Annotated in this window: 21 protein-coding genes and 1 other RNA gene; 5 read left to right on the forward strand and 17 right to left on the reverse strand. The window is 33.7% G+C overall.

Annotated features, from left to right (window positions below):
• Positions 1 to 52 precede the first annotated feature (52 nt).
• Entirely contained in the window at positions 53 to 661 is a 609-nt protein-coding gene (locus RDN22_RS02260; RefSeq protein ID WP_308555496.1) for a DUF5052 family protein, read from the forward strand.
• Positions 662 to 719: 58 nt separating this feature from the next.
• Here the strand turns inward: RDN22_RS02260 and RDN22_RS02265 are convergent, their stop codons facing one another.
• Together RDN22_RS02265 and RDN22_RS02270 are read right to left on the reverse strand one after the other, a co-directional pair.
• Entirely contained in the window at positions 720 to 1,208 is a 489-nt protein-coding gene (locus RDN22_RS02265) for an adenylate kinase (RefSeq protein WP_308555498.1), read from the reverse strand.
• 61 nt (positions 1,209 to 1,269) lie between these two features.
• Entirely contained in the window at positions 1,270 to 1,725 is a 456-nt protein-coding gene (locus tag RDN22_RS02270; protein ID WP_308555500.1) for a hypothetical protein, read from the reverse strand.
• A 432-nt stretch (positions 1,726 to 2,157) separates the two neighbouring features.
• Here RDN22_RS02270 and xerS point away from each other — a divergent pair, with 432 nt between their 5' ends.
• A complete protein-coding gene (xerS, locus tag RDN22_RS02275) occupies positions 2,158 to 3,243 on the forward strand; it encodes a tyrosine recombinase XerS (protein WP_308555502.1) in 1,086 nt (361 codons plus the stop codon).
• A gap of 181 nt (positions 3,244 to 3,424) precedes the next feature.
• Here the strand turns inward: xerS and RDN22_RS02280 are convergent, their stop codons facing one another.
• Positions 3,425 to 4,306 (reverse strand): DegV family protein, encoded by an 882-nt coding sequence (locus RDN22_RS02280; RefSeq protein ID WP_308555504.1) that lies wholly within the window; start codon positions 4,304 to 4,306, stop codon positions 3,425 to 3,427.
• A 77-nt stretch (positions 4,307 to 4,383) separates the two neighbouring features.
• Positions 4,384 to 4,800 carry a winged helix-turn-helix transcriptional regulator gene (locus RDN22_RS02285; protein ID WP_308555506.1) on the reverse strand — a complete coding sequence of 139 codons (417 nt, stop codon included), beginning with the start codon at positions 4,798 to 4,800 and terminating at the stop codon, positions 4,384 to 4,386.
• Positions 4,801 to 5,077: 277 nt separating this feature from the next.
• Between RDN22_RS02285 and RDN22_RS02290 the strand changes: the two genes are divergently transcribed.
• A complete protein-coding gene (locus RDN22_RS02290) occupies positions 5,078 to 6,772 on the forward strand; it encodes an NFACT RNA binding domain-containing protein (RefSeq protein WP_308555508.1) in 1,695 nt (564 codons plus the stop codon).
• Positions 6,773 to 6,852: 80 nt separating this feature from the next.
• On the opposite strand, the gene RDN22_RS02295 is transcribed toward RDN22_RS02290, so the two are convergent.
• The 11 genes from RDN22_RS02295 to RDN22_RS02345 all read right to left on the reverse strand — a co-directional run bounded on the left by RDN22_RS02295 (position 6,853) and on the right by RDN22_RS02345 (position 18,486).
• Positions 6,853 to 10,044, reverse strand: coding sequence for a carbamoyl phosphate synthase large subunit (locus tag RDN22_RS02295; RefSeq protein ID WP_308555510.1), 3,192 nt, complete (start codon positions 10,042 to 10,044; stop codon positions 6,853 to 6,855).
• 3 nt (positions 10,045 to 10,047) lie between these two features.
• Positions 10,048 to 11,103 (reverse strand): carbamoyl phosphate synthase small subunit, encoded by a 1,056-nt coding sequence (locus tag RDN22_RS02300; RefSeq protein WP_308555512.1) that lies wholly within the window; start codon positions 11,101 to 11,103, stop codon positions 10,048 to 10,050.
• Positions 11,104 to 11,107: 4 nt separating this feature from the next.
• Positions 11,108 to 12,016: an RluA family pseudouridine synthase gene (locus tag RDN22_RS02305; RefSeq protein WP_308555514.1), complete on the reverse strand. Its 909-nt coding sequence runs from the start codon at positions 12,014 to 12,016 to the stop codon at positions 11,108 to 11,110.
• Complete coding sequence (lspA, locus tag RDN22_RS02310) at positions 12,009 to 12,473, reverse strand: signal peptidase II (RefSeq protein WP_308555516.1); 465 nt, start codon at positions 12,471 to 12,473, stop codon at positions 12,009 to 12,011. Before lspA ends, RDN22_RS02305 begins: the two co-directional genes overlap by 8 nt.
• Positions 12,474 to 12,475: 2 nt before the next feature.
• Positions 12,476 to 14,152, reverse strand: coding sequence for a formate--tetrahydrofolate ligase (locus RDN22_RS02315; RefSeq protein ID WP_308555518.1), 1,677 nt, complete (start codon positions 14,150 to 14,152; stop codon positions 12,476 to 12,478).
• A 4-nt stretch (positions 14,153 to 14,156) separates the two neighbouring features.
• Positions 14,157 to 14,486 carry an EbsA family protein gene (locus RDN22_RS02320; RefSeq protein ID WP_308555569.1) on the reverse strand — a complete coding sequence of 110 codons (330 nt, stop codon included), beginning with the start codon at positions 14,484 to 14,486 and terminating at the stop codon, positions 14,157 to 14,159.
• A 115-nt stretch (positions 14,487 to 14,601) separates the two neighbouring features.
• Entirely contained in the window at positions 14,602 to 15,834 is a 1,233-nt protein-coding gene (locus tag RDN22_RS02325) for a metallophosphoesterase (protein WP_308555520.1), read from the reverse strand.
• Entirely contained in the window at positions 15,831 to 16,961 is a 1,131-nt protein-coding gene (locus tag RDN22_RS02330) for a class I SAM-dependent RNA methyltransferase (RefSeq protein WP_308555522.1), read from the reverse strand. Before RDN22_RS02330 ends, RDN22_RS02325 begins: the two co-directional genes overlap by 4 nt.
• 65 nt (positions 16,962 to 17,026) lie before the next feature.
• Positions 17,027 to 17,393, reverse strand: an RNA gene (gene rnpB, locus RDN22_RS02335) — RNase P RNA component class B.
• 26 nt (positions 17,394 to 17,419) lie between these two features.
• The gene (locus RDN22_RS02340; protein ID WP_308555525.1) at positions 17,420 to 17,827 is read right to left on the reverse strand and encodes a DivIVA domain-containing protein; all 408 of its coding nucleotides are present in this window, start codon (positions 17,825 to 17,827) and stop codon (positions 17,420 to 17,422) included.
• 89 nt (positions 17,828 to 17,916) lie between these two features.
• Positions 17,917 to 18,486 carry a DUF1273 domain-containing protein gene (locus RDN22_RS02345; RefSeq protein WP_308555527.1) on the reverse strand — a complete coding sequence of 190 codons (570 nt, stop codon included), beginning with the start codon at positions 18,484 to 18,486 and terminating at the stop codon, positions 17,917 to 17,919.
• Positions 18,487 to 18,556: 70 nt separating this feature from the next.
• Between RDN22_RS02345 and recU the strand changes: the two genes are divergently transcribed.
• Together recU and RDN22_RS02355 are read left to right on the forward strand one after the other, a co-directional pair.
• The gene (gene recU, locus RDN22_RS02350; RefSeq protein WP_308555529.1) at positions 18,557 to 19,192 is read left to right on the forward strand and encodes a Holliday junction resolvase RecU; all 636 of its coding nucleotides are present in this window, start codon (positions 18,557 to 18,559) and stop codon (positions 19,190 to 19,192) included.
• A complete protein-coding gene (locus RDN22_RS02355; protein ID WP_308555531.1) occupies positions 19,192 to 21,510 on the forward strand; it encodes a PBP1A family penicillin-binding protein in 2,319 nt (772 codons plus the stop codon). Before recU ends, RDN22_RS02355 begins: the two co-directional genes overlap by 1 nt.
• A gap of 178 nt (positions 21,511 to 21,688) precedes the next feature.
• Here RDN22_RS02355 and nth read toward each other — a convergent pair whose 3' ends face one another.
• On the reverse strand, positions 21,689 to 22,318 hold the full coding sequence (gene nth, locus RDN22_RS02360; protein ID WP_308555533.1) for an endonuclease III: 630 nt from the start codon (positions 22,316 to 22,318) through the stop codon (positions 21,689 to 21,691).
• 1 nt (position 22,319) lies between these two features.
• The gene (locus tag RDN22_RS02365) at positions 22,320 to 22,964 is read right to left on the reverse strand and encodes a DnaD domain protein (protein WP_308555535.1); all 645 of its coding nucleotides are present in this window, start codon (positions 22,962 to 22,964) and stop codon (positions 22,320 to 22,322) included.
• Positions 22,965 to 22,979 lie beyond the last annotated feature (15 nt).

Genomic DNA, 22,979 nt, shown 5'->3' on the forward strand with positions numbered 1-22,979 from the left:
TAAAGCCTAATGATACAATTAGGGTAACATTTTAGAATACGGAGAAATGATTATGAAATTCAGAAAAAAGCTAAGTTTAATGTTTGGCTTAGGTGTTTTAGCACTTATCCTATCTTCTTGTAGTAACTTCGAAAACTGGGAGCTATCAATGCGATCCAAGATTGGTTCTTTACCTCTTACTGTATCGACCTATGATTCAAATGGTCAAAAAATTGATCAAATTACAGCTAAATCAGTAAACATTCATACTGATAATAAAATGTCACAAAAAGATGATAACGGCAAAGAAAACTCCAGTGTAATTGATGTCGACTATGGTCATAATAGAATGATCCACGTAGGCTCTACTTTAATCGCATATGAAGGCATTAAAAACTATCAAGATACATTTAGTAAGCATGTTAAGATTAATGATCAAAATCACGCTGTGCCTGTTCTAAATACCATGTATCAGAACTTTAAGAACGACTGGAAAGGCGATTCTAAGGTGGTTATGATTAGAAGCCAACTAGGGATGCCTGTTGCAGTGTTTGCTGGTAAAAACGTATCAATTCATAAGAGCGATATGAAGAATTCTACTCAATTTGTAATTGATGGTCATCGTCTATTTGTTTACCGAGCAGACTATACTATTTATCCTATTGCAAGTCTTAAGAAATAAAGTACATTTGTAATAAAAATAAAGCAATGCAGTAATTACTACTACATTGCTTTTTCAATTATATTGTTTTTAAGAAATGATTTGCTTCAGTTCGATTATTAAAACGATAAACTTTCACATTAGGATGTTGATGCAGGGATGCTATTATCTTAGATCTTCTCTTAACAGGAAACTCACGAATGTATTCCATAAACTCAGGATCTTCTTTTTTCTCTATCCATGGCATATCAGGCCTTTGCATCCCTCGCCTACTTCTTACACCGTCTAAACATGTCTGCACGTCATAATCTAAGAAGAAAACAGTATCACAATGATTCAATCGTTCATTAAACAAATACTGACTATAATTACCATCTATAATCCATTCATCTTTGGCTAGTTCTTTTCTTAACTTATGAATCAGTTCTTCTGGCGAAACAGTAGTTTTATCTGCTTTCCAAAACAAGCGATCTATATAGACAATTGGCAGCCCTGTCTTTTGATGCAATTTACGTGTAAAGGTACTTTTCCCTGCTCCTGGCGAGCCTATAACCATTATTCTTTTCATTACTATTTTCCGATAAAAAAAGAAAGAGAAAAATCCCTTTCACTCTTTCAATCCAACTAAATTATTCATTAACTAAATCATTAAATGATTCATTGGTTTCTACAATATCACTCATCAATTGGTTAACCCAGTCATTAAGCTTATCATTATCATAATTCTCAAGACCGCCTTCGGTATCGCCAATATCTGTAATACCATTGTTGAAGTCAACCATTTCTGTAATTAACTTTTCAGCAAAATCTTTAGTTGTACCCGCAAAGTTATTTGCAAAGTTATTAACGTCGCCATAAGCTTTAGTAATATCAGTAAAGGTTTCTACAGCCTTACCGAAAGTATCACTTAAATTGCTGATATCTTCTTGAGTTGGAACAGTTAATTCTTCATCTTCATTATTAAGTTGCTCGTCCAAACGCACACCAATATCATTTAAAACTAGGTGTCCATCATATAGACGATTCAATAATTTAATACCACTAGGATTCTTTGCTTGAAAATTTACTTCAATTTCTTCTGTCATATCTTTCATCTCACTTATAGTTTTTCTTTATTGTACAATTTTTAAATAAAAAATACCATTTTATGCTTGATCATTATAGATAAACAGCTTAAAATAAGCTATTGAAAGCTGTATTGTACTATACAACTTTCAAACTATTAACTTTATTGATTGATTTGCTAAAGGTAAATTGACTGTATTGTAATAGCTAATCAATGTTGCCATAACTGGCATGCTAAGATTGCGCTGCTGGTATCCCAGTTGTGGCAAAATGATTTTCTGAGTCATCTTTTTTATGAATAATGCTTCATGATAATTACTATAGATATTGTTATTGGTATTAGGAGTAAATAAGTTGAAGCAGTGCTTATTAGCACCTATCTGATTAGATAGGTGTTTTTCTTTTTTATGATATAATTTTCAGTGAAACATTTGTTTGCAAAGGAGTAAGCTATGGAAACTGCTAAATACCTCGAGTTAATTAATACAGAACTAGACAAAATGCCAGATTATGTTAAGCAATATAATTTAGGCACAAATCATTCATTAACTACTACTTATCAATATTTAACGGAGATCCGTCGCTTCTTAGATTGGCTACGCAAGGAAGGCATTTCTAACGCTTCTGATAATCAACACGTCACTACTGACACATTAGCCTCGTTGAGACGAAATGACGTAATGCTCTATATTGATTACTTAGGTCATACTAAAAACAAACAAGGTCACTTAAATTCTCCAACTACGATCAATCGATCAATCAATGCATTAAGGTCTTTTTTTAAGTTCTTAACGATTACAGCCGATAACAACAACGGTATGCCCTACTTTGAACATAATGTAATGCTTAAAATTAATTCTTTAAACGATACTAAAACTCTAAACTATCGAGCACACGTTTTAGCATCACATATGTATACTGGTAATTTGAAATTCGAATTTTTAAAGTTCATTGATCATGATTATGAAAATAAATGTAATAAGCAAGCTAAGCCCGGCTTTAAGATGAATAAAGAAAGAGACATGGCGATTATTGCTTTGATACTAGGTACTGGCATTCGCGTTTCTGAATGTGCTGGAGTTGATCTGCAAGATCTTAACTTAAAAGACGCTATTTTGGATGTGACACGCAAAGGCGGGCAAAAAGACAGTGTGCCTATTGCTGAATGGACATTAGATTACATTCAAAAATATAAGGATATTCGTATGAAACGTTATTCTGCTGATCAAAAAGAAACGGCATTTTTCTTAACTAGATGGCACAATCAAACCAGAAGAATTACTACCAATGCAATTGAAAAAATGGTAAATAAGTATTCTGCTGCTTTTGGCCATCCACTTACACCCCATAAATTACGACACACTTTAGCTTCAGATTTATATGAAGTTACTAAGGACCAAGTATTAGTCGCTCAGCAATTAGGTCAAAAGGGAACCACAGCTACTGACCTATATACACACGTTGATCAAAAAGTACAAAGAGCGGCATTAAATAGAATCTCTGATGAAGAGCTAGAAAATACTGATAACAAGTCGTAATAATAAAATTATTATTAATATAAATAGTGTCAAACTAGAACTAATAGTAAAAATGCTATTAGTAATCATAATAGCTAATTAATTATTGCCGCAATAATATATCTATATTTACCAATTACAATTTTATTATTGCAACTAACATACAAAAAAGAGTGAGTTTTTGTTACTCACTCTTTTTACTTTAATTATTTAAATCTATTTTATCAATATCTACCATCCATGCAATCGCAATTGATTTTTCACCTAAGTGAGTAGCTATTACTGGACTAAACTCAGCTATATCTACAGGCTTATTAGGGAAATTATCATTTATAAATTGCTTGATTTCTTCTGCTTGCTTAAGATCGTTTGAATGGAATACAAATAAACGAAGTTTATCCTTATAAGGTAGATCTGCTGTTTTCTCTAATGCAAGTTTTTCTACTTTAGATACAGCGCGCTTTAAAGATCTAATCTTATCAAATGCAACAATTTTTCCTTCATCATTGAAAGTTAACAGAGGCTTAATTTGAAGCATTGTACCAATAAATGCGCCCGCATTGCTTAATCGTCCACCGCGACTAAGGTTTTTCAAATCATCAACTACAAATAATTCATCAATTGTACTTCTGATCTCATCAAGCTTATTAAGAATAACTTGTGGTTCCATACCATTCTTAATCATTCTTGCTGCAGCTAATACTAAGTAGCCTTGCAATCTTACAGTCATCTTAGAGTCATATGGATACAAATTATACTCAGGATTGTTATGTGCCATATTAACTAAGTTTTGATAGAAACCGGAAATTCCACTTGATAGCGTAATAGCAATGATTGCTTCGTAACCTTCACTGTGCAATTTATTACATAGCTCGATCATCTCTCCCATGCTAGGTTGAGATGTTTTTGGAAAAGCAGCACCTTGTCTTTCCATTTCAAAAAGCTGTGCGGAAGTAATATCTATACCTTCCTTGTATTCCTTATCGCCAACGATTACAGGGATAGGCACTACGTTTATATTATTATCGCTAACTTCTTGTTTGGTTAAGACACTAGTACTGTCAGTAACTAATGCAATTTTCAATTTATTAAACCCTTCCCATTTTTAAATTCAATACTTAATACAAAAAATTATAGCATAAAAGCATTGTATTACGCACCCTATTCTATTTTTTCAAGGGATGCAGAAGTACGGGCAATTTCATTAAGTTGTTTAATAAATAAAGATGATGCATCTTGATCTAGGTAAACAAACAGATTCTTCTCTATTTCAGCAAGAACATTCTTTAACTCTCTTGCTTTTTTAATTCCTTCATCGCTCAAATTTACGATCTTACTAGAGTCTTTTTCTGAACGCGCAATTTTTATGTAGTCTTTCGTCTTTTTTTGTTGCAGTTGACGACTTAAAGTAGATAAAGAGATGTTTAAAGCCTCTGCCAATTTCCCCATGGCTAAAGCTTGATTGTTTGTTTCGTCAAAGTACAGCAAAATTCTTGTTTGTGAAATATTTAAACCACATTTGTGATTTATTTCCTTTTTAATTTGATCTGCGATCGTACTAAAAAATAATACATCCATATATATGTCCTTTTTCTCCAAAGTAGTGTTTGCTATAGTTGTATTTTATCATTTAATAGATGCTTTGATAATACCATTTAAGAACAAACTTTCACTTTACATCTTTGCTTGTATTATGTGAAACAATATCACTTAATATTTTTATCATATTTGTGAAACATTAATATTTTATTTTGTCATTACATATTATTAAAAGCGTATAATTAATCCGGCCTTTTCTATTTTAGAAATTTTCAAATTATTGTTATAATATTAGACGTATTTTGAGGTGATATATATGGCATTTGATGGATTATTTATCCATAGTTTATTACAAGACTTGACTCCTACCCTTGTAGACAGTCGTTTATCAAAAATTTACCAACCATTTGATCAAGATCTAGTCTTGATTTTCAGAAAAAATAGAAAGAATTATCAATTCTTGATCTCAGCTAATGCACAGTATCCCAGAATGTATTTAACTGATCAATCAATTGCTAATCCAGACAAAGCACCCATTTTCGTAATGGTGCTGAGAAAGTACTTAGAAGGCTCAGTTTTACAATCTATCGAGCAAGTAGGTTTAAATCGTATTATAAACTTCCATTTCAGCAATCGAAATGAACTCGGTGATCAAGTTAAGCTTGTTCTTTCTGTTGAATTAATGGGTCGACACAGTAACGTTATTCTTTATGATCAACAAGATAATCATATTATTGACTTATTAAAGCGAATTAATCCAGACGAAAATAGAGCTAGAATTCTTTTGCCAAAAGCAAAATATGAGTTACCTCCTCTAAAACCAGGTTTAAATGGACTAACTTTATCCGAAAATGAATTTAAACAGTTGAGTTCTAAGTATCAACCTGATGAATTAGCCAAGCAAATGGATGGTTTAGATCGCGATGATCGTAATGAACTAATCGGCTATCTTGAAGATGATTATAGCTATTCATCATTTAAGACATTTTTCGATCAATTCAACAACCCACGTGCTTTTGTTTTAAAAACGCCTAGAAATAAAAGAAAGATCTTTTGCTATCTTCCTTACCATTTGGATCTTGAAAAAGAAAGCTCTAATCCAGATCTAAACAAAGGACTAGAAGATTTTTATGAATATCAAGCAACACGTGATTGGGTAAAACAACGTGCCAGCCAAGTTGAGCGTGTTGTTAAAAATGAGCAAAAAAAGCTAAGCAAAAAAATCAAGAAGCTAGAGAAACAATTAAACTTAGCCGAAAACTCTGAAGGTTATCGAATTAGAGGCGAAATTTTAAACGCAAATCTTGCTCAAGTAAAACCAGGTATGACTAAGATATCATTACCTAATTACTATGAGAATAATGCTCCAATAGAAATCAAATTAGATCCCGCCCTTTCCCCTGCTCGTAATGCTCAAAAGTATTTTGTTCGTTACAAGAAATTGCGTGACTCTATTAAGCACGTCAATGAACAAATCAAAATTGCTAAAGAAAATTTACGTTACTTTGATTCCATTCAAACAGCGATTGATAATGCTGACCCACAAGATATCGATCAAATTAACGATGAATTGATCAATCAAGGGTACATTCGTAAACAAAAGAAAAACAAACGACGCAAGAAGATCACTGAACGCAATTTGAATGAATTCAAACTTTCATCAGGTAAGCACGTTTTAGTTGGTAAAAATAATTATCAAAATGATTGGTTAACTTTAAAGAAAGCTAATAAATCTGACTACTGGTTCCACGTTAAAAACATGCCTGGATCTCACGTAATTTTACGTGATGATCATCCAACTGACCAAGACATTAAAGAAGCAGCCGAAATTGCAGCATTCTTCTCTAAAGGAAAAGACTCTGCCCATGTACAGGTTGACTATGTTCAAGATAAACGTGTCAAAAAGCCAAATGGTGCAAAGCCAGGTTTTGTCATTTACACTGGTCAAAATTCAATTGAAGTTACTCCTCATGAAGACAATATCATGGCTATGAAAGTTGAAAAGAAATAAAAAAAGATATGCCCTAAAGCATATCTTTCATTAAGCAATATCTGCATTAATACAGATATTGCTTTTTATTTTACTATTAATTAAATCGGTTGCGTTGTTAATGCAAGAGATTCCAAAACATCCAAAATTAATTCTGCCGTTTCAATACTAGAAAATACTGGAATATGAGTATTCAAAGCTTGGTCTCTGATTCTTAAAGCATCCTCGCTTGCTGCATCAGATAAGTTGGTAATATTAACAACCATCACAATCTTATGCTGACGAATCTTGTCTAATAATTTACGTGGATCGTCATGAACTTTTTCTACTACTCCAGTAGTAATACCAGCTTCCGCAAACATATTAGCAGTACCTTCTGTGGCAATTAATTTAAAACCCAGTCTATCAAATCTGCGTGCAAGTTCAGTTACCCGTTCCTTATCTTCATCTCTAACAGAAATAAAAATAGTACCATAACTAGGAATATGTAAATCACTTGCTTCGTATCCTTTATACAAAGCTTTGGCCAAATGAGTATCACGGCCCATTACAGAACCAGAAGATTTCATATTAGAATCAAAAGTATTACCACTACTATAGTTTAAGAAAGAAAAGACTGGCATTTTAATATGAATGAAGTCACTGTTTTTCCATAAACCATTAGGATACCCTAACTCTTGCAGATTTTTGCCAATCAAGACTTCAGTTGCGCATGCAGTAATATCTTTGTTTAATGATTTAGATAAAAATGCCACATTATGCCCTGCATAAGGCTTAATTTGCAGCAAATACAAATTATCGCCGACAAATAGATAATGTAAATTGAAAATTCCTCGTGTCTTTAAATGCTTAATTAACTTAATTGATTCTTTTTCAATCTTATCTTGCTGTTCTACCGTTAAATTTTGTGGCTTAATCACTGCAATAGAATCTGAAGCATGTGATCCCGTTTGTTCTAGGTGCTCAATAATGCCCGGCAGCGTGACATTTTCACCATCAGAAATAGCTGTTACTTCATACTTATTTCCTTCAATAAAACGAGAAACCAAAATTTTATCAAGTTGATTTTCATTTAAATATTTTTCAATTGCAGGGACATCATAAACAACAGCAGATTTCTGCTTGATTTCTTTATTCATTCCACCAATTAAAATTGGAAAACCATATTTATCTGCAAAGGTAAATACATCATCTGGATTTTCTGTATTCAATGCTGGAACTCGTTTTAAACCAGATAATTTTTGATTCAATAAATCGAAGATCTCATCACGAGGATCAGAAGTTGGATCTTGACCAATGACATGCAGACCACATTCTTCAAGCTTCTTACTTAATGCACTTATTCTTTTACCAGAAAATTGCAATAAGACATCAGTAATTTCTTCTTTTTTAGCAACAGTTAAAATATTTTCTAATGTGATTGATTCAAAGTAGACACGGTCTACATCTTTATATCTAGAAGAAACTGACTCATCATTGTTAGAAAGTAAGACTGTAACATAGCCATTCTTATGTAAAGTTTTAGCCGCATGAGCAATCATGTAGTCAAACTCACTGGTAACTGATACTTGAAGTGGCAACATTCCTAGAATCAAAATCTTTTTCTTCGCATCTAGAGCATGAGCCTCATTTTGGACATTATAAGCACTGTAGTATGAACAAACATTAGGTTTATAAACACCTGCTGAACCATCAATTTTAAGAAAGGATGGTTTCAAATTAAAGTGTTTAATAATTCGGTGAATTTCATCTACAGATCGATCTAAAACTTTGCCAAGTAAAGGATTGAAAAAGCCATATACTTTGGCTTCTTCAATTAAATCCGCAGAAAGGCGATCCTTGTTTTCATAAAGCTTCTTACCTATTTCAATAATATGCAATAGCTTTTGATAATAAATGGGATGCAGATGAGTAATGTCCTGCAATTTAGCATAAGGGATGCCTTGATTAATTGCTGCCAATAAAGTAATTAGATGCAATTCATTGGGATGCATAAGATCATCTATTATTTCATCATTAGATTTGTTTATTTCTTTAACATATGCATTCCAACCTAATTCCAAATTGATCGTTGCATCAAGTGCCTTTAAAAAAGCAGTTTCAAAATTACGGCCAATCCCCATTGCTTCACCACTGGCCTGCATTCGATTACCTAACTCATAATGGTTGTAACCAGATTCAGCAAAAGACCAGTATGGCATTTTGATTGCGACAGCATCAAGTGTAGGTTCAATTGCAGCATTCAAACCTGACAATGGATCAGTAATTTCATTTAAGCGATAGCCAATAGCCACTTTACTTACAATATAACCGACATCATACAATCCTATTCTTTGAGCCCAGACTGAACTGCGAGTTAACCGAGGACGAATGGTTAAAAGTTTAGACCTAATTTGAGTACCATGATGCTTTATTGCAAAATGAAAACTGGCAAAACCAACTAGGTCTAAATGGTCGGTAATATTTCTAACTGATTCACGTAATTCTTGAATATGATCATTATTTAGAGTTAAAGAAGGCATTACTACAGCTGAATCACCAGAATTTATGGCAACTGGTTCAACAGAGCCAGCAAAATTGATAAACACCATATTGCCATCTTTATCACGAATTACATCAACAATTACTTCTTCCCATGCAGAAAGATCTTCAGTCAAACGATATTTTTTCCAATTAAAATTGTCGTTTTGACTTTCGTTTTTAAAGTAAGCAATTAATGTATCAGGATCTTCAAATCTTAAATGGTCATTATGAATAAAGCGATTATATTTAGTTACTAGAACTGGAAAAGTTATTTTTTGTTTTAATTCTTCTGGAGTAATATTTAAATTATCTGGAATGCTTTGATTCAATTCCCATGATTTGCTAGTCTCAATATTTAACTTTTCTAAAAACTCAGTTTTCTTTTGCTGGTTACCCATTTGAAGAGTCTTGGAGTTCAGAGTTAATAATTGGATGCCCATTTGTTCCAAGATGCCATCTTGCAATAATTTATATGCAACTTTTAACCCATTAGTAGAACCATAAGCTGTAATGATTGCATCAGGCTCTTCCATTCTTAAAATTCGTTTTAAGAAGTCTAGTGTCATTGGCTCTAAGTAAACAGTAACATCTGGTTTTTTATCAGTGGAAATTGTAGCTGGATTAGGATTAACCAAAACTACCTGAATGCCCTCTTCTGTAAGTGCATCAATAGCTTCAGTTGCCATAAGATCCATTTCGGCTACACTTCCAATTAAAGTAGGTCCCGAGCCGATAATTAATACTTTATCTAAGTCATTTTCTAATGGCATAATCTACTCCATCATTTGTACAAAATAATCAAAAATTTCATCTGCATCATGAGTTCCTGGTGCACCTTCAGGATTAAATGCTGTAGCAATCAATTTATCTTTGATATTCCAAAAACCAGCCATTAATTCACTATGAAGGTCAAAATACTCACGATTCATGTTCATTTTAATACTATCAGGCAAAACCAATTGATCAATATTCATTGAAGTCTGCCAAATTGTATTAGTATTTTGTTCAATCACCGGATAATTAATTCCGTCAAATTCTTGAGGAAGATCCACCAATTCAAAATCCAAATAACCACTTAATGCTAAAAATCCTAATCCAATACCCAAAATTGGATATTTACCATAGAATTTATCAAAGATTGGACTAAGCTGGTTGATAACTTCTTCCGGTTTACCTGGACCATTTGAAATAATAATTCCTTCAGGTCTTAGATTTTCAATATCTGCAGCACTAACGTTGTAAGGTAAAACAGTCGCATTGACTTTTCTCAAAGATAAAGCACGAAGCATAGAGTGTTTTAAGCCTAAGTCAATTACCGCTACAGTCTTACCTACGTTTGGGGATGCATAAGCATTTTTGGTAGATACCATTGCAGATTTATTCTTTTGTAACACTAGTGCTTTAATTTGATCAAAGGCATGTTCATCATCAGTATCCATAATAGAAGCTTTGATTGTTCCTTCTTCCATTAAACGATGAACTAAAGCACGAGTATCTACTTTAAAAATAGCCGGAATTTTCTTTTCTTTTAAAAATGAACTTAAGTCTTCAAAGTTTTCACTATCGGAAATGTTTAAAGCAATATCATTGGCAATAATCCCTTTTACAGTTGGATCAATACTTTCATAATCGATCGCATTAATTCCATTATTACCAATCATAGGAGAAGTAAATACCAAAATCTTTCCAGCATTAGTTGGATCGGTTAGTGCCTCTTGGTAACCAAAATTAGTTGTTTGAATTGCTAATTCACCAGTAGAAATAATATTGGCACCTATTCCCTCACCTGGAAAAGAACTGCCATCTTCTAAAATCAAATAACGCTTCATTTTATCACTTGTTTTTCTCTAATTGAGCTAATGTTTCTTGAAAAATCTTAGGTGGTTCAACAGTAAATTCCATCCATTTTCCAGTTCTAGGATGTTTGAATCCTAGAACTTTGGCATGCAAAAATTGACCATTACCCTTTAATGTCTTGCGTGGTCCATATAATGGATCTCCTGCTACAGCATGCCCAATATAATCAAGATGAACTCTAATCTGATGAGTGCGACCTGTTTCAAGTTGACATTCAATCAAACTATAACCCTTGAATTGTTTTAAGACTTTAAAGTGGGTAATAGCTTTTTTGCCGTTTTCAACTACAGCCATCTTTTTACGATCATATGGATTACGTCCAATTGGAGCATCAATAGTTCCATTTTCTTCACTAAAATTGCCATGAACAATTGCCAAATAAATTCGTTTATTAGTTTTATGAGCTAATTGATCTTCTAACGATTCACGAGCTTGAGCATTTTTAGCAATCATTAAAAGTCCGGAAGTATCTTTATCGATTCGATGCACGATCCCAGGTCTAAAACCTTCAGGAGATTTAGCTAAATCCTTAGTATGATATAGCAGAGCATTAACTAATGTATGATCTGGATGACCTGGTGCGGGATGCACTACCATACCTTGCGGCTTATTAACTACAATTACATCATCATCTTCATAGACAATATCAAGCGGGATGTCTTCTGGAACAACATCTAGTGGTTTTACCGCTGGGACATTAACTTCTATTTGATCTCCTGCTTGCACTTTGTAAGATACTTTTTCACTCTTATGATTAACTAGAATATTTTTATCTTGAACTAATTCCTTAACTCTAGTTCTTGATAAATCTGGTATTTGTTCAGAAATAAATTTATCTAAACGACCATGTTGATCTTTTACTTCAAGTAGATATTTTTTAGGCATCCTCGTCTTCCTTATCTGCAAAAGCAATTAAATAAATGAAAATAATGATTACACCCACCGTAATTGCGCTATCTGCAATATTGAAAATATTAAAATGAATGAAATCTAGTTGGAGCATATCAATAACGTATTTCAGGTGAATTCTATCAATAAAATTACCAATGATTCCGCCTAAAACTAAAGATAATCCAACGTCAAATAGAACGTTCTTATATTTTTTATTAAAAAGGAAATACAGACACACGGCGATTGCAATAATACTGATGAAATAGAAGAGCCACATTTGACCTGTCAAAATATTCCAAGCAGCACCATTATTTTGCAAATAGTTAAAAGAAAGAATACCCGGAATAATTTGATGAACTTCACCTACTGCATAATTACTTACAATATAATTTTTTAAGCCTTGGTCAGCTAAAACGATGAATAATGAAATAAATAAATATAGAAATTGCATTTTTAGAATAATCCACTGATTTTGCCATTGTTGTCTACATCAATATCGAGTGCTGCGGGATGCTTAGGCAAGCCTGGCATATCTAATACATGACCGGTAGTAACTACAATAAAACGTGCACCATTCTTTAAACTTACACCTTTAACATGCAATTTGAAATCTGTTGGCACACCCAATTGCTTCTTATCATCACTAAATGAATATTGAGTCTTAGCAATGATTACAGGAAGTTTTTCTTTACCTAATTCGTGCAAAGCTTGAATTTGCTTTTCAGCTTTTTCAGTATATTCAACTCCTGCAGCATGGTATATCTTAGTTGCTACTTTTTCAATCTTGGTCTTAACATCATCATTATCATCATAAGTTGGTGTTAAATTAGCTTCACCTGAATCTGCTAAAGCAACAACTTCTTGAGCTGCCTTAATGCCGCCCTTTGAGCCAATATCATGGTAGTTAACTACTTCCGCTTTAATACCTTGCTCTTCTACAAGTTGTTTCAAAAGATCTAACTCTTTATCAGTATCAGTTGCAAAACGATTAATTAAAACGATTACTGGAACATTATATGCACGCATATTATTCATATGACGTTCCAAGTTCTTAAAGCCTTCTTTTAAGGCGTCCAAATTCTCTTCGTCTAAGTGATCAGTTGAGCCTAGTGCTTGATATTTAAGTGCACGTACTGTAGCTACAACTACTGTAGCATCAGGTGTTTTATCTAAATGTTTTGAAACAAAGTCCATAAACTTTTGTCCACCTAGATCACTACCAAATCCAGCCTCAGTTAAAACATAGTCACTTAAATGCATTGCTAAATTAGTAGCAATTACCGAATTAGCTCCATGTGCAATATTAGCAAATGGTCCACCGTGTACTAAAGTTGGTGTATGCTCCAATGTTTGAACTAAGTTTGGCTTTAAAGCATTAGACAAAAGAGCTGCGATTGCTCCTTCAAAGCCTAGTTGCTTTACATAGACTGGTTGGTCATCTTTAGTATATCCAACAAGCATATCGCCAATTCTTGCTTTAAGATCATTAATGTCATTAGCTAAACATAAAATGGCCATTAATTCATTTGCGACAGTAATTGCAAAACTAGATTGATGTTCAACACCATTAAATTTAGATCCTTCACCTACAGTGATTTTTCTTAAAGCACGATCATTTACGTCAAGTCCGCGCTTTAACAAGATACGATCAGGATCAATGTTCAAACTATTATCTTGGTAAATATAGTTATCAACTAAAGCTGCCAAAGTATCAATTGCAGCAGTTAAAGCATGCATGTCACCAGTGAAATGTAAATTAATGTCTTCCATAGGGATGATTTGTGCCATACCACCGCCTGTAGCACCACCCTTAAGACCAAAAACAGGTCCCATTGAAGGTTCACGCAATGCAATCATAGTATTTTTATGCAATTGATTCTTAATAGCATCACCTAAACCAATAGTAATTGTTGACTTTCCTTCTCCTGCTGGAGTTGGAGAAATAGATGTTACTAAAATTAATTTACCTAAATGTTTGTTTTGACGAACGGTATTAATTGCTTGCCAGTTAATCTTAGCTTTATCATAGCCGTATGGTTCAAGATCATTTTTCTTTAAATTGACTTCAGCTGCAATTTCATCAATTGGCAATGCTTTTGTTTCTTGTGCGATCTCAATGTCTGATTTCATTAAATTAACTCTTCTTTCTTGAAATTACTAAAACAGAATAGCTTTGAACTTCACCTTTTAACTGATAAATTTTAAAATTACGCCACTCGGCATATAAAGTGGGCTTATTAACTTTCATTTTTGTACGATATGGCAATTTCAAGATAAATTGATCATTACTTTTCATTAAATAAGAAAAGAACCATGTGTATACCAGTGCTAATGTGAAGATAATTCCAACTACTATTCCAGAAATACTAATTGCTTTATTCCCTTCATACCCAAGGATCATAGCTATAAAAAGAATAATTAGGAGCCATGAATAATAGATTATTCCAGCAGTCCCTAAGAATATTACATGCCGTTTAAATTTTAGAATTTAGATCACACCCTGTTTAATCATTTATTCTTATTGTAACAAATATAACTAAAATAAGAGAGTATGTTTTATCACATACTCTCTTATTAACTTAATATCTTATCTTCACTTGTAAATTAGTATGATCACTAGTGTCATAAAGAGTTTCTAGATACAATCGAAATTCAGGGTGATGTTTAACTAAAGTCTGATATTCTTTTGAAGCATGAATTTTATTTAGTTCACTAATTTTTAAGTGATTATGACCAGTAAAGAAATGATAATTCATCCAACCAAAGAGCTTACCCATTCCTCGAACTAAATCAATATCATCATGATACTTATTTAATTCACTTTGCATCATATCTGCGGAAATACTGCCTAATTGTAAATTCTTCAAATATTTATGAAAATGCTCTAAAGTGTAATCTTGCTTTTCTTCTTCAGTCAAATATCGTGTCATATCAAAGGTTCTTCTAATATAAGTAATATGACGTGAGTGTACGCGTACTACCCCATATCCTTGATCATTTGAACAAAAACTAGATGTAACAATTTCGGTAGTCGGAGTTGTTTCTTGAGGACCCATGATATTTTGAGCATGAATATGTCCTGAAAAAGCTAACTTAACATTATATCTTGCACATAGACGACGCAATTCAACTGCATCATCGACTACATAACCTCTATTTACTGCTGGATTATGTGCATATAAATTATGATGCATGAAAAGAATAGGACGCAAATTATGTTCTTGAGCATAACGAAATTGCTTTTCTATCCACTTTAATTGCTCTTTACCAATCATTCCGTGAGTGTGAGGCGCTTCTGTAGTTTCTTCTCTACCATAGATATTCGAATCAGCTAAAACCAAGAAATATTGTGGGTTTAATTGAACACTGTATGCTAGCGAACTTTCATCTTCATCAGTAGCTTCACGATATGATTTATCAAATATCGAACGCCAGAACATAGGACTAATTTCACCAGCATAAAATTGCTTTTTACCACGAAACTCTCTGGCCCAGCCATCGAAAATGTCGTGGTTTCCAGGTAAAACTAATACCCTAGTCTTTTTCAATGGCTTAAAAATCTCCGCAAATTTTTCTGCAGAAACTCTTTCCCCATTAAAAGTCAAATCTCCTGTCACAATAATAGCAGCAGGATTCTTTCGTTGAGCCATACGCATAAAAGCGGTCAACGCGGTTTCTTGATAATACAGGTCTTTGCCTTGACTTGTCTTTTGCATACGCGAAAAGGCTTGACCTTCATCATGCAAACTATCTGCAATTAAATGAGTATCAGAAATTACCCAAAATTCTGTATTCAGATCTTTTGTAATCATTTTTGCCTTCTATTAGCCCAATATTGGTAGAAATCAACTCGTAAATTACCGTTGAATAATTTACGCTTCTTTGTAGCTTTAGCACCAAAGCATTTTTCAAAGTTAGGATCAGCAGTTAAGTAATATTGACTGAATGAATCTAATGGTTGTAAGACTTCACCCATTTGTTTATATAATTCTTCTGCAGATTCACGATCCTTAAGTCGCTTACCATATGGAGGGTTAGCAATAATAATTCCGTTTTCCAAATCTGTAGTAAAATCTTTTACCGCAACTTGTTTAAATCGAATATCTTGCAAGACTCCTGCATTATGAGCATTCAACTTAGCAATTTCTAAAACAGATTGATCAATATCACTAGCCCAAATAGGTGCTTCTAATGGTTTAACTTCTGCCTTTGCCTTTGCTAAAGCTTCTTTATGCAAGTTAGCATTAAACCAATCAAAGCCATCAAAAGCAAATTTACGCCAAGTACCAGGTGCAATATTTTTAGCAATCAAGGCTGCCTCAATTGCTAAAGTACCTGAACCAGTCATCGGATCAATCAATGGGTGTGTACCATTATAAGGAGTTAATTTTAATAACCCTGCAGCGAAGTTTTCCTTTAAAGGTGCGCCACCGTGTTCAACACGATAACCACGTTTAAATAAACTTGCCCCTGTAGTATCTAATGATAAACGAGCTACATTTTTATAAATATGGATATCTAAAGGATATTCATTACCTGATTCTGGTAATAAACCGCGACGGTGATATTGATCAACCATTTTATTAACAATTGCTTTTTTAACAATTGATTGAACGTCTGGTTCTGAATGAAGTTTAGATTTAACTGCTCGTCCTTGTACAGGGAACTTAGCATCAACTGGCAACAATTCTGCCCAGTCATAGTCATATGTTTCGTTAAACAAAGTATCAAAATCAGTTGCTTTAAATTCTTTAAGCAGAATTTTGACTCTATCAGCAGTTCTTAACCATAAATTGGTTCTAACAATATCTTCTTGAGTTCCTTTAAAAAATACACGACCATTTTCAACACGGGTTTGATAACCCATGCCTTGTAATTCTTTATTAACGACGCTTTCAAAACCAGCGCCCATTGTTGCGTAAAGTTGATATTCTTTCATTATTACTCTTTCATTTATCAAAATAAAAAGAGTTGGACCAAAAGCCCAACTCTGCCGGTGTGAATCTCTATAAGCCACGTTTTGTTCCAGTAATTTTGGCAAAATTACCTTCAGTAGTCATCTATCTTTATTGTAAAAACAACAACTCGGTTTTTAGTTCATTTTCTTAAACCGAAGCTCCCCCACCAAATTTGGGTTTCACGCTCGCAGGGTTTACCTCGTTCCACCAAGATCATTTCTGACCTTGCTTCGTCACTGTGGCACTTTTCAGGATAGTAATGCATGTCATAAGATTTAGCACTTTTTCCGCCGTAAAAGTCAAAAGACTTCTCTCCAGCTTATTAGGCTGAATACGATCACTACAAGCATCGCAGCTTGTGCGTGCGTGGACTTTCCTCAACTAGCAATAGCTAGCCGCGCCTACTCGAAATTCACACTGTTGACTATTATAACAAAAATTAATGCTTTAAGCCATAGACATGTTGTTCAAGATTATAAACTTTTCTTTCCAAGGTAGAAATTCGTTGAATAATTGCCATGTTAGTTGAAATTTCACCTTGGCCATCATCTTGAGCGAAATTAGAAACAACAGCTCTTCTGTGAGTTGGGGTATAGGTCTTAACCTTCTCCTCTTTTTCTTCAGCAACTACTTTCTTTTCTTTTTGCTTTTCATCCATTAATTGACGTTGAAGCGTACCAATTTGGCCGTATAAATCTTCAATTAATTGTTGAAAAGTTTCATAATCAGAAATCACTTGATCTAGATATGTATCAACTTCATCTGGATCATAACCTTTTACTTTACTTCTAAATTGTTTCTTTAATATATCTTGTGCAGATAGTTTTATATCATTTAAATTTGCCATCTTACTGACAACTCCTTTACATTCCCTCTTATTTTAGCAAAAAGAAAGACTACTTAAAACAAATTTACCGGCTTTAATAAAACTTTTAATTATTCAGAAAAACTAGAACTCTGATGATTTTCTTGATATTCTTCTGCTGCGTCCTGCAAATCATAAAAATCAATTAAATCTAATGGATATTCTTTGGTTTCTTGATATTTTTGGATTAAATTATAGTCATATTTCGGTTTACCGGGATGCTCTGGATCATAAATCATCATTGCTCTATCTGTATGCTGAACCATAAAATTTTGATAATTGCGCAATTGTACTGGACTTTGATATGGCGTATTTGAAGTTGAAGCAAAGAAATCAACTTTTTCTTTTAGATTAATAAATTTTGCTTGATTGTTTTCATTCCAGCGATGAGCAAATTCTTCATAGGGAATCATCATGGACACTCTAACAGGATATTTTTCTCCTAATTCTAGTCCAACTTCAGCTGCCCACTGTTCTACTCCTAAATTGGCGCCTGTAATGATCCAATCCAGCTGGCCCTCTTCAATTAAGTTAACGAAATAATTCTTCAGGGCATATTTTATTACAGTGATTTTTGGATCTCGATCGCCAAACACATTCAACTCATAAGAACGATAGCCAGTTACCCATAAACGCTGCATTGTTATAAGAGCCCTCCTAATATTCAAAAATCCGGTCTTTATTGCTATAATGCTAACAGGAGTGAGGTTAATGGTCAAATATCCAAGCGGTAGTTTAGCCGCATTCAGAAAACCAGTAACAAAAAAAGAAGAACATGCCACTGTTCGTCGATCATATACACACAGAAAAGGTGTTAATTTCTCTGATCGTGGTATGACGCTAGAGCAACAAATAAATGAATCTAATAAATACTATTTAATGGAAGAAATAGCTGTTGTTCATAAGAAGCCAACACCGATCCAAATTGTTAAAGTTGACTATCCTAAGCGTTCAAAGGCAGTAATTAGAGAAGCTTATTTTAGACAAGCCTCAACTACTGACTATAATGGCGTATACAAAGGTTATTATCTTGATTTTGAAGCTAAGGAAACAAGAAACAAAACAAACTTTCCGTTGAAAAACTTCCATGATCATCAGATTTTCCATTTAGATGAATGTTTAAAGCAAAAAGGTATTTGTTTTACAATTATTAGATTTGCTAGTTTAGAGAGGTATTTTGTAACTCCTGCTAGTTTTGTAATTCATGCTTACAGAGAAAAAGATAAAAGCTCAATGACTTTAAAGGAAATTGAAAGCCATTCTTACGAAATTAAGAGTGGCTTTCGGCCTACGCTACCTTATCTTGAGGCAGTGGACAAATTTATTGCAGATAGGAAAAGTGAATAATGGCAGATAATAATATGAAACGTGAATCACGTAGAGACTATCATGGACGAAAACCCCATAGTAGTCATTTATGGGTAAAAATCATTAAATGGATTTTTCTTATTGTGCTTTTAGCAGTTGTTTCAGGTATTGGACTCTTTGCTTTTTATGCTAAAGATGCTCCTAATATTAGCCAGGATCAATTGCAAAGTGGTGGTACATCTGGACTATACACTAATAATGGAAAGTTTTTACTTTCACTTGGCTCTGAAAAGAGAATCTACGTTAGAAACAAGGATATCCCACAACAACTAAAAGATGCCATTGTTTCTGTAGAAGATAAACGTTTTTATAAAGATCGTTTAGGTGTAGACCCTATCAGAATTGTTGGTTCAATGCTTACAAACGCTAAAAGTAATAGTATTGCTGCTGGTGGTTCTACTATTACACAGCAGTTAGTTAAGTTAACAGTGTTCTCAACTGCGGCTTCACAACGTACCTTGAAGAGAAAGGCACAAGAAGCATGGCTAGCTATGAAGGTACAACATGAATTTAGCAAGGATCAAATTCTAGAGTTCTACATTAATAAGGTATTTATGAACTACGGCAACTACGGAATGGGTACTGCCGCAAATTACTACTATAATAAGTCACTTAAGCAATTGGACTTGGCACAAACTGCTTTAATTGCAGGGATGCCTAACGCCCCTGTTGCTTATGATCCTTATCTATATCCACAAAAAGCTAGATATCGTCGTAACATTGTTTTAAAGACAATGCTTGAAAATGACAAGATCAATAAGAGTCAATACAATCAAGCTATCAATGAACCAATAAATAAAGGCTTGCGTCCTAGACATTCTAACAATGAATCTAAGATCAGAAAGATTGATGACCCATATATCAAGGAAGTTATTTCTGAAGTTAAGAGTAAAGGCTTTGATCCATATAACGATAATTTAAAGATTACTGTTAATATTGATCAAAAAGCTCAAAACAAGCTTTACAAGTTAGCAAATAATGGTTCTGTACCTTTCACTAATGACAAGATGCAAGTTGGTGCTACTGTAGTTGATCCTAATAATGGTCACGTGGTTGCCATCTTAGGTGGTCGTCACTTACCTTCTGTTCAATTAGGTCTTGACCGTGCTGTACAAACTGGGAGATCAACAGGTTCTTCTATTAAACCTGTATTAGATTACGGTCCTGCTATTCAATACTTGAATTGGTCAACAGCTAAGATGATTGACGATAGCAAGTACGTTTACCCTGGTACTAATATCCAGCTTTATGACTGGGATAACAAGTATGATGGTATGATGACCATGCGTAAGGCTCTAGAACAATCAAGAAACGTTCCAGCTGTTAAGACACTTGCTGAAGTTGGTGTAAAACGTGCTTCCGCATTTGCCCGTAGAATGGGTGTTAATGTTCCTGCAAGTTCTGGATTATCTGTTGCTATCGGTGCAAATGCTTCAAGCTTGCAAATGACAGGTGCATACAGTGCTTTTGCTACTATGGGTATCTACCATAAGCCACAATTTGTTTCTAAGATTGAAACTCCTGACGGTTTAACTAGGAACTATGATTCAAATGGTGTCCGCGTTATGAAGAAGTCAACAGCATACATGATTACTGATATGCTTAAGGGCGTTATCAAGCGTGGTTCTGGTACCAATGCTAAAATTGCTAACTTACATCAAGCTGGTAAAACTGGTACTGTTAAATATTCAGATGAAGATTTAGCTAAGTATCCTGGTTATAATTCAACACCAAAAGATTCATGGTTTGTCGGTTACACTAGATCATATGTAATGGGCGTTTGGACCGGTTACGATAATTTGAAGGATGGTACAATTTCTGGAGTCGGTCAGCAATCTGCTCAATTGTTATACAAGAGTATGATGACTTACTTAATGAACAATAAGCCAAACTTAGATTGGAAGCAGCCTAAATCAGTTGTAGGAGCTAAAATCGTTAATAACTCTAACCCACCTGAAGTTGCTACAAGTGGTGGTACTTGGCAATTATTTGTTAGAGGTCACGCTCCTGCCGGTGTTGGCAATAGTGCAACTAGCTACGATGAAGATGATGAAGAAACTGATTCAAATAATAGCGATAATACCAATGCTACTAATTCATCAGTAACAACTGGAAATAGCTCTTCTTCAAGTAGAGAAAATGGGTCTACTAATCAATCAAGTCAAAATCAAAGATCTTCTTCTCAACAAAGTCGAAACCAATCATCTGCATCATCTCAGGCACAAAGTAGTGCAACTTCGAGGTCTGAAAATAATAATGAACGTCGTGAACAAGAAAATTCTAGTTCAAACGATTAATAAACTTTTTAAGTCAAGCTGCAATTTGCGGTTTGACTTTTTGTTTGCTGTTTTTTTATTTTGTCTGCTGAAACGAAGTGGAAGCAGACTTTGTTTATTAAAAATAGATTTAGTAACAATTCACTTATTAAAAATATTGTCAAAAAAAGAAGCAATTGAAATCAATTGCTTCTAAAATTTATTTCTGAGAATTTAAATAAGAATACGGATCACCTTTTGCCCTTGAAGGCATTGTATAGCGGCCAAACAGGATCATTGCGTGATGTGTTTTAATCCATTCATCCTTCGGTAAAATCGATTCTAGCCTTTGTTCAACTTCATGAGGCGTTGCCTTTTCATCTACAATATGAAATTTCTTTGATATTCTTGAAACGTGTGTATCTACTGCAATTGCAGGAACTCCATATCCTTCAGCTAATACAACATTAGCTGTCTTCTCACCTACTCCAGGAAGAGTCATTAAAATTTTCTTATCCTTAGGAACTTGGCTATCATATTTATCTACCAGGATTTGTGCCATAGCCTTTAAATGTTTAGCTTTGGATCTATATAAACCAATTGTTTTGATTTCTTTCTCAATTTCTTCAATTGGTGCAGCCGCTAAACTTTCAGGTGTTGGAAAATCTTTACTAAATTGAGGCATTACACGGTTAACCATTTTATCTGTCGTCTGTGCGCTCATTAAAACAGCACATAACAAATGAAACTTACTATCCCAGTGTAATTCTCCTTTAGCATCTGGATAAAGAGATAATATCTTTTTTAAAACCTTACGGGCTTCATCATCACTTAACAATTTTTCTGTCATATTATCTATTCCTCTTTAAAAATCTCTCAACTTCATCTGGCGTTTTTAAATTATGTCTTTGCCAATTAAGTAAAACACGATCGATATATTTTAAAGAATACGCCTGTGATAATACTGCTTCTCGCAACGCTAATTCTATAATTTTTGGATCATAATGGTCAACATTAAGCCACTGAGCTAATTCTTCACGCTCAATTGGACTCAAATAACGACCAAATTCCACCTCCACTTTACGAGACAAATAGTTTAAAGAATTATTTTCCAAGTTATCTGCAACAGCAACAGTTTTATTTTTCTTTTTATCCTTAATCAAAATATTCTGATCGATATAACGATCCAAGGCATTATACAGTTTATTTAAACTATATTTATTACCTATTTTGTCTTGATCATCAGTTGTTTGCTCAATTGTTAAGTAATCACGATCAATTAATCTTTGAATTAAATTACCCACATCAGCAACTGATAAATTGGTATTAGCAGCTATCTTTTCATTAGATGGAAATGATTCGTCACGCTGATTAAAAGCTTCAAGTTGGATAATTACTAATAATTCTGCATCACTAATATTTAAACGAGGATAATAAGCTATTAGTCCATTCTGCAAAGTGGTAAACCCCAATGCACGGTAGTCATTAAATTGCAAAATTAGTTTTCCTTT

This window comes from uncultured Lactobacillus sp., assembly GCF_902491705.1.
Classification (GTDB): Bacteria; Bacillota; Bacilli; order Lactobacillales; family Lactobacillaceae; genus Lactobacillus.